The 6,984-nt window shown below is 39.2% G+C and carries 6 protein-coding genes; 4 read left to right on the top strand and 2 right to left on the bottom strand.

All coding sequences use genetic code 11. The features are described from left to right. Positions 1 to 276: 276 nt before the first annotated feature. The gene (locus MHH37_RS01125) at positions 277 to 1,764 is read left to right on the top strand and encodes a carboxypeptidase M32 (protein WP_342574656.1); all 1,488 of its coding nucleotides are present in this window, start codon (positions 277 to 279) and stop codon (positions 1,762 to 1,764) included. Positions 1,765 to 2,185: 421 nt separating this feature from the next. Here MHH37_RS01125 and MHH37_RS01120 read toward each other — a convergent pair whose 3' ends face one another. Then, positions 2,186 to 2,800: a CoA pyrophosphatase gene (locus MHH37_RS01120; protein WP_342574655.1), complete on the bottom strand. Its 615-nt coding sequence runs from the start codon at positions 2,798 to 2,800 to the stop codon at positions 2,186 to 2,188. A gap of 139 nt (positions 2,801 to 2,939) precedes the next feature. Here MHH37_RS01120 and MHH37_RS01115 point away from each other — a divergent pair, with 139 nt between their 5' ends. The 3 genes from MHH37_RS01115 to MHH37_RS01105 are packed head-to-tail and all read left to right on the top strand — an operon-like array spanning position 2,940 to position 5,445. After that, positions 2,940 to 3,917: an ABC transporter substrate-binding protein gene (locus MHH37_RS01115; protein ID WP_008407539.1), complete on the top strand. Its 978-nt coding sequence runs from the start codon at positions 2,940 to 2,942 to the stop codon at positions 3,915 to 3,917. Then, positions 3,918 to 4,661: an ABC transporter ATP-binding protein gene (locus MHH37_RS01110; protein WP_008407538.1), complete on the top strand. Its 744-nt coding sequence runs from the start codon at positions 3,918 to 3,920 to the stop codon at positions 4,659 to 4,661. Beyond that, positions 4,651 to 5,445 (top strand): ABC transporter permease, encoded by a 795-nt coding sequence (locus MHH37_RS01105; protein WP_342574654.1) that lies wholly within the window; start codon positions 4,651 to 4,653, stop codon positions 5,443 to 5,445. The genes MHH37_RS01110 and MHH37_RS01105 overlap by 11 nt, the downstream gene beginning before the upstream one ends. Before the next feature lie 150 nt (positions 5,446 to 5,595). On the opposite strand, the gene MHH37_RS01100 is transcribed toward MHH37_RS01105, so the two are convergent. Further along, positions 5,596 to 6,726, bottom strand: a complete 1,131-nt coding sequence (locus MHH37_RS01100) for a DUF418 domain-containing protein (protein ID WP_342574653.1) — start codon at positions 6,724 to 6,726, stop codon at positions 5,596 to 5,598. Positions 6,727 to 6,984 lie beyond the last annotated feature (258 nt).

The raw sequence follows: 6,984 nt of genomic DNA, 5'->3' as shown, positions 1-6,984 counted from the left end.
TGTTTGCTTCATTTAAGAAGCTTGTTTCATTAACGTTGCTTGTTCAGTTTTCAAGGTTCATTTTCTCGTTTGTTATCAGTTCGTTGCTGACGACTATTAGAATATTACACTCCTTTTTATTAACCGTCAACAGTTTTTGAAAACTTTTTTTTAATATTTTTTTCTTTGTTAGTTTCTACTTATTTATATATCCTTTGAAATTTATTTTATATTTTATACTAATAAAACGGATTCCGAGTACTATATAATAAATGTGAAAGGAGTGTGTGAACTATTATGCAACAAACTTTTATTAATTATGTGAAGAAAATGCAAAACTATTCTGAAGCGCTTTCCGTTATTTATTGGGATATGCGTACAGGGGCTCCTCGAAAAGGGTTGGAGCAAAGAGCAGAAGTGATTGGAACATTATCTGCAGAGTTATTCGCTCTCCAAACGAGTGACGAACTAGGTAAAATACTGTCTGAGCTTCAAAATGAGAAACTGGACTTTGTGACACAGCGTCTTTATGAAGAAGTTAAGAAAGAATATGACGAGTCCAAGAAAATACCGGCTGAGGAATTTAAAGCTTACACCATTTTAAAAGCAAAGTCAGAAGCAGCTTGGGAAGATGCAAAAGAAAAATCGGATTTCCAGATTTTCTTACCGTACTTAAAAGAAGTAATCGATTATCAAAAGCGGTTTGTACAGTATTGGGGAATTAAAAATGGTTCGGCCTATAATACATTATTAGATAAATACGAACCGAATATGACGACAGATATGCTTGACGAGTTATTCGGTGAGCTGAAGGCAACAATTGTTCCTTTAGTTAAGGCAATTGGTGATTCAAAAAACAAACCGGACACTTCTCTATTATTTAAACACTTCCCGAAAAGTGGACAACATGCCGCTTCATTAGAATTATTGAAACAGCTTGGGTATGACTTTGAAGCAGGACGCTTGGATGAAACGGTCCATCCGTTCATGATCGGTTTAAACAGTGGGGATATCCGGATTACAACAAAGTATGATGAAAATGATTTCCGATCGGCTGTTTTTGGTACGATTCACGAATGCGGGCATGCTTTATATGAGCAAAATATCGATGCCTCATTAAACGGCTTACCATTATCTACAGGTGCCTCGATGGGAATCCATGAATCTCAATCATTATTTTATGAAAACATTATCGGACGGAATGAAAGCTTTTGGAAACATCATTACGCCATTTTACAAAAGCATTCTCCTGAACAATTCGGGAATGTCCCGGTCGATGCATTTTTAAAGGCGATTAATTTCTCGGAACCTTCGTTAATACGTTTAGAGGCAGACGAACTTACGTATCCGCTTCATATAATGATCCGCTATGAAATTGAGCGTGAGATTTTCAATGGCGATTTGCAGGCGGAAGATTTACCGCGCGTTTGGAATGAAAAATACGAAGAATATTTAGGAATTCGTCCACAAAATGATGCGGAGGGTGTACTGCAGGATATGCATTGGAGTGATGGAAGCTTTGGCTATTTCCCAAGCTATGCGCTAGGATTCATGTATGCGGCGCAATGGAAGCATGCAATGGATCAAGACATTCCGAACTTCGATGTGTTATGCGAACGCGGCGAATTGGCACCTATTAAAGATTGGCTGACTGATAAAGTACATCAATATGGTGCATTGAAAAAGCCGAACGAGTTAATTTCAGAGGGTACCGGAGAAGCACTTTCAGCAAAATATTTGGCAGATTATTTAGAAAATAAATACTCGCAACTTTATAATCTGTAGTTTTTTAGCAAGCCTTTTCTTACAAAGGTTTGCTTTTTTTATATAAAAACACTCGCTACATTAAAAATGCAGCGAGTAATTACAGACTTATGAAAATATTTTTTGCAACAGTTGATAACCTAAACCTTTAAATGCAATATCTAAAGCTGCAGCAATTACAATCGCTACAACAACTCCTATATACAACATCTTTTTCCCTTTCATAAATGCCTCCTGATTCTTCCCTTATAATGAGTCCCTGTTCTTTATATTGCTCCACTCCAGCTATCTATGGTTCTTCTTCATCTACGCATAAACTTTAGGACAATACATTGATTTTACCATAGGATTTGTATATTTCCTCTCCTCCTCAAAACTATTAATAATCTAAGTAAAACAAAGGAAAAGACGTCTTCCCGGTAGTAGGAAGACGCCAAATTTTTTATTTTAATTTTTCTATAAAATGCTTTAATAAACGTGCAGTTAAACCCCATATTGTGTAGTTTCCGTATTCATAAAACCACTCTTCCATCCGGCTTGAGCGCCACTCGTAATTTTCGCCATTCGCAATTTTATCGTACGGGAAATCAATCGGAGGCTTCGGTTCAACCGGAACATAATGCACATACGGTTCATGTGTCAACAGCCAGTCTAACGGGACAGTAAACAGTTCTTCTACTTCATCCTTATTAAACGTATTCAGTTCCGACTGTTCGATGATACCGATGAACGGATAGACAACAAAAGCCGGTGATATAACAAACGGACTGAGATTACCTATTAGTTCAATTGACTGTTGATCAATTCCGAGCTCTTCATGCGTTTCTCGAAGCGCTGCAGCGAGCGGCGATTCATCTGTCTCGTCGATTTTCCCGCCCGGAAAGCTAATATCGCCAGGTTGTTTGCGCATCGTAAAAGCACGCACCTCAAACAAAATATGCCACGCGCCCTGTTTTTTCACAAGCGGGATAAGCACGGCCGATCGGAATGCAGTCTCTTCCCCTAAAAACAAAGGCTGCGGTTTTGCAAGCTGTCCTTTCAGATGATTTATATCCATAACATTCTCCACCTTACTAAATAGTTATCTTTATCGTACCATGACCGACTTCTATGGTGAAATGGAAATGTGGAAGTAACACCTCTCACCCCTTTACTGCATACGATACTACAACACTATTAAAGAAAAGGATGACCAAATGAAATGGCTTAGAATTGCCCTTTTCGTTGGGCTTTTATTGTTGTTGGTCGGCTGTGGTCAGAAGGATTTGCAGGAAGTAAAAGTTGGTGAAGTAACCCGTTCCATTTTCTACGCACCTCTTTATGCAGCGATTGAAGAAGGATTTTTTGAGGATGAAGGTTTATCGATCCAACTATCCACTATACCTGGTGGAGATAAAACGATGACCGCGCTTTTATCGGACGGGATTGATATTGCGTTAATCGGAGCTGAAACATCGGTTTATGTATCTGGGCAAAATCCGAACGATAAAGTAATTAACTTTGCACAGCTTACGCAAACGGACGGAACATTTTTAGTCGCACGTGACCAGAATGTCGACTTTAGCTGGGATGCTTTAAAAGGCAGCACATTTTTAGGTCAGCGTGTTGGAGGTATGCCGCAAATGGCCGGCGAATTTGTATTGAAAAAACAAGGGATCGACCCGCACAATGATTTAACATTGATTCAAAATATTGATTTTGCCAATATTGCGAACGCCTTTGCTTCAGGTACAGGTGACTATGTACAACTTTTCGAACCGACTGCAAGCATTTTTGAACAGCAAGGCATCGGAAAAATCGTCGCTTCATTCGGCGAAGAGCTTGGCGCCATTCCATATACGGTATTTATGGCGAAAGAAAGTACATTCTCGGAAAAAGAAATGATGGATAGCTTTACGAAAGCTCTTTATAAAGCACAAAAATGGGTGTACGAAGCATCAAGCGCTGATGTGGCAAAAGCGATTGCCCCTTACTTTGAAGATACAGATCAAAAAATTATTGAGCAGGTTGTGACGCGTTACCGTGATCAGGAATCTTATGCAAAAGATCCGATTATCGATGAAGACGAATTCCAAAATCTACTTGATGTAATGACCGAAGCAGGCGTACTGGAGTTTGAGCCAGCTTACAAAGATTTAGTAAACCGGTCATTTGCCGATGCGGTTGTGAAGTAAATGACTTATTTGGAAGTAAAACAGGTTACCCATCATTTCTTTAAAGAACAGCAAGTGGCAACAGCTCTTGAAGATGTGAATTTCACAGTTGCTTCAGGAGAATTCGTTTCCTTTTTAGGCCCGAGCGGCTGCGGGAAATCCACATTGCTCTCTTTGCTGGCAGGCTTATTGAAACCGACGACCGGTTCGATTAATTTTGCTGAGCCCGATGTTGAAATCGGCTATATGCTTCAACAGGATTTCTTGTTCCCATGGAAAACAATTGAGGACAATGTCGCACTCGGTCTGACACTGCAAAAAAGGAAAAACCGTGAAATCATTGACGAACTGCTCGAACAATTTGAATTGGCCCATACGAAAAAACTTTACCCAACGCAGCTTTCCGGGGGGATGCGCCAACGTATCGCCCTTGCCCGAACACTTGCCGTAAAACCAACATTACTTTTACTTGATGAACCGTTTTCTGCGCTCGATTTTCGTTCCAAATTGTCCCTTGAAAACTTTGTATCGAATACATTGAAGCAATTTTCAACGACGACCATTTTGGTGACGCATGATATTAGCGAAGCCATTGCGATGAGTGATAAGGTATTTATCTTTAGCCCTCGTCCGGGATCGATTGTAAAAAGCTTCATCATCCCACAGGAAATTCGCGAACTGACACCATTCGAAGCAAGAAATGCCCCTGCTTTCCAAGTACTATTCCAGGAAATATGGAAGGAGCTTGATTCGGATGAATATTGAACAGTTGCAGCAGCAATATAACGAAAAGCGGCGACGTGAAAAACGAAAAATTTTCTCTTTCCAACTAATGCTCCTTGTCGGTCTTCTTCTATTTTGGGAATTTACGACCCATTTCCGTATATTGGACCCGCTGATTTTCAGCAGCCCACGCGCAGTGGGAAGCCTGTTTATTACAAAAATAACGGATGGCAGTTTATTTCCTCATATTGCGATTACGATGTTTGAAACCGTTGTCGGCTTTATATTAGGAACCCTTTTTGGAACATTGCTCGCAATCTCGCTATGGTCCTCCAAAACATTTGCCAATGTGATGGACCCCTATCTTGTCGTATTGAATGCAATGCCTAAAGTCGCAATTGGACCGATGATTCTCGTGGTTTTCGGACCGAATATGCTCGCAGTTCTCGTAATGGGTGTGCTCATTTCGGTTATTATTTCGACCATCGTTATTTTTTCCGCATTTCAGCAAGTAAACGAAAACTATATTAAAGTCATGCAGCTTTTCAGGGCATCCAAATATGAAACATTCCGGCATGTTATTCTTCCTGCCTCTACCCCGACGATTATTTCTACTTTAAAGGTAAACGTCGGCTTATCATGGGTTGGGGTTATTGTCGGCGAATTTTTAGTATCATCAAGCGGCCTCGGTTATCTGATTATTTCCGGGTTCCAAGTATTTAACTTTACGTTAGTATTCTTGGCGCTTCTCATCATTATTGTATTGGCAACGATTATGTATAAAGGCGTTGAACTGATTGAACGAAAGGTATTGGAAAAGCAGTGATTAGTGAGTTGAAAAAGTCGCCGTGGCAAATTGAAAAACATCCATTTTTCCTCTGGGGGGAGAAAAGTGGATGTTTTTGTACTTTTTAAAGAGGTTGCGGGCTAAAAGAAAAAAAGTTCTTCTTGTTGACCTGGCGTGCTCCTGCTTCTATTAACTACGACCCTGCCTCAAATAAACAAATTTACGCAGTAACCATTCGACCGGTCCAATTGAAAAGCGTTTTGTATAAATTCCTGAAATATAAAGCTGCAAGATGTACACTACGATTGCTAACAGTAATCCAACCGCTACACCTAGCTTTCCAAATAGGCCAAATCCATATCCGTAGAAAATTGATGTAAATATAATAGATTGCATTAAATAATTGGTTAGTGATAAACGTCCCATACTGACAAATGCTTGTGCAAGCTTCGTTTCATCCTTCGCTAAATAAATTAGCGTAAATAAAGCAATATAGCCAATCGCCAGTAAATATGTTCCCGTACCATAAATCAATTTTCCTGCAAAATGATCCCAATATAAGAATGACTTACACACCAAGCCTAGTGGAACAAGCAACGCTAAACGTTTTAAAAGCTTTGTTCTTAGCCTAATATGTGTAAAGAAATCCTTCTTCGCTGCTGCCATCCCCAACAACACAAAAGGACCAATTGTGAAAAAGGCCAACAACACAATAAAAACAAGTGCAATTGGTAATCCGATTAAGAAGAAGATTAATGGAACCTCTTCTGTTAAACCGATCCGTTGTTGCACAACTTCCCAATAGGTTCCACTCGCTAAAACGGCCGTTGATTCTTCTAATCCAGCAAGCAACAACACATCTGTTTTCAATATTAAAAGTGGGATCATCAGCACTGCTAATACAGACGCCCAAATAAGCAAAGTTTTCACCTTACGCTTAATGAACGATATGATCATGATAAGACCTGCACCATATGTCAATAAAATATCGCCGTCCCATACAAATGTAATATGTAAGCTTCCTAAAATTATTAACCCTATCACCCTGCGCCATAAAGGACCGAGCGTCTTCAAGTCTCGATTTTCCAACGCACGCACAAATAAAATAATTCCGTATCCAAATAAAAATCCAAAAATCGGATAAAACGATGCCTCTATAAATATTTTTGTGAAATAAAATGCTGCATTATCCCACCATGTTGTAGGCTCAATTGTATTTATCATTATATCTCCATATTGGAAATACAGCATATTCGCAATCAAGATACCCAGTAAAGAAAATCCTCTTAATGCATCCAATGCTTCAATTCTATTCTTCATCTTACACCTCCTAATAATTTCTACGGATTGAGGTCAAGGAAGTTTCAAAATTACTTGCTTAGTATAGTAATAAATTTGTATTGCCCTTTAGCTCCGCTTATTTCCAATTAATTTTCTGCTGTAAAAGCTATTTGGCACTCCATCATGAATAAGAGATTTTTAATAATCACTACGTAAATAAGGTTCCTTTAGTATTTATTTTACATTCGGTATTAAGAATTCAGCTGTTGGTCGTTCATATCCCAACTCTACGCTCCG

Origin of the sequence: Solibacillus sp. FSL K6-1781, from assembly GCF_038630735.1 — a bacterium.
Classification (GTDB): Bacteria; Bacillota; Bacilli; order Bacillales_A; family Planococcaceae; genus Solibacillus; species Solibacillus silvestris.
This window is presented reverse-complemented; position numbering and strand designations above follow the sequence as displayed.